The organism is Mesorhizobium sp. B1-1-5, assembly GCF_006443065.1.
Taxonomy (GTDB): Bacteria; Pseudomonadota; Alphaproteobacteria; order Rhizobiales; family Rhizobiaceae; genus Mesorhizobium.
Map to the genome: position 1 here is coordinate 1 of NZ_VFWS01000451.1, position 1,295 is coordinate 1,295.

2 protein-coding genes are annotated in these 1,295 nt (G+C 61.3%); both read left to right on the plus strand.

Annotated features, from left to right (window positions below; genetic code table 11):
• Window positions 1–519: amino acid ABC transporter permease (locus FJ980_RS32285; protein WP_140547527.1), on the plus strand; the 519-nt coding region annotated here is incomplete at its 5' end.
• Entirely contained in the window at window positions 516–1,175 is a 660-nt protein-coding gene (locus FJ980_RS32290) for an amino acid ABC transporter permease (RefSeq protein WP_140547528.1), read from the plus strand. The genes FJ980_RS32285 and FJ980_RS32290, both read left to right, overlap by 4 nt.
• The last annotated feature ends 120 nt before the right edge of the window (window positions 1,176–1,295 follow it).

Genomic DNA, 1,295 nt, shown 5'->3' on the forward strand with positions numbered 1-1,295 from the left:
CTTCTAAGCATGCCGGCGCGCATATACATCGACGTTGTCCGGGGAATCCCGCCGATCGTCTGGCTGTTCATTATCTTCTTCGGATTGGGCAGCGGAGTGATCGTTCTCAGTTCCTATCAGGCTGCCATCCTGGGTATGGGGCTGGTATCAACGGCCTATCTCGCTGAAATCTACAGGGGTGGCTTCCTGGCCCTCTCGAAGGGCCAGCGGGAGGCGTCCACGGCGCTCGGTATGACGCGCCTGGATACGCTGCGCTACAGCCTGGCGCCGCAGGTCCTGCGCGTCTCGGTTCCGCCCATGGCGACCTTTCTTGTCAGCCTGCTCAAAGACACGACCGTGGCCTCCACGATCGGTGTCCGCGACGTGATGATGTACGCATCGCAGCAGGCCCAAGGCGGAGGCGGCAGCTTCATGCCGTTCATTTTCGCTGCGCTTCTCTACATCGCGCTGTCGATACCCGTTGTCGTGTTGGCACGCGCCGTGGACGAGCGGCTGCGCTCAAGAGGGCAAGCGAAATGAGCGAGATGCTGGGCCACTGGCTGGACTGGTCCCCCCCGCGTTTCCAAGGAGTTCTTGTCAGTCTCCAGTTGGCGGGCCTGGCGCTGCTGTTCGGATTGCCTATCGGTCTCGTTCTTGCGCTTGCCTCCTCCTCTGGAAACAGGCTCGTCCGCTATTTCGCGGTGGTACTTGTCGAGATCGGGCGCGGCGCGCCCGCACTCGTCGTCCTGCAGATGGTCTACTATGGATTGCCTGCTTCGGGGATGACCGTAAGTGCCTTCACCTCTGGCGTGATTGCGTTGGCGCTAACGACGGGCGCCTACACCAGCGAGATCCTTCGGGCCGGTCTGAACGCGGTTCCGCATTGTGAGATCGAGGCGGGCCTGGCGCTCGGCATGACCCGCCGGGACATCCTGCGCTTCGTGGTGATCCCCCAGGGAATCCTGTTCGCAATACCCGCGCTGATGGGCTTTGCCATTCTCATCTTCCAGGCGACGGCCCTTACATACACGATCGCCATCCCCGAACTTCTGGCGCGCGCCTATCGCGTGGGTGCGGCCACCTACCTCTACCTCGATGTCCTGATCCTGGCGGGCCTGTTCTATCTCGCCATCACCGTCCCGTTCGGGTGGCTGGTCTCGTACACCGAACGTAGGCTGGGCAGCCATCTCGGCTGACCTGCAATCAAAAACCATAAATGTCAGAGGAGAGCAAAGTGAAAAAGTGGAGTAAGATCATCTCGGCCGAAGCCATTGCCACGGCCATGGGTGCCAGCGTCGCTTCCGCACAGGATTGCA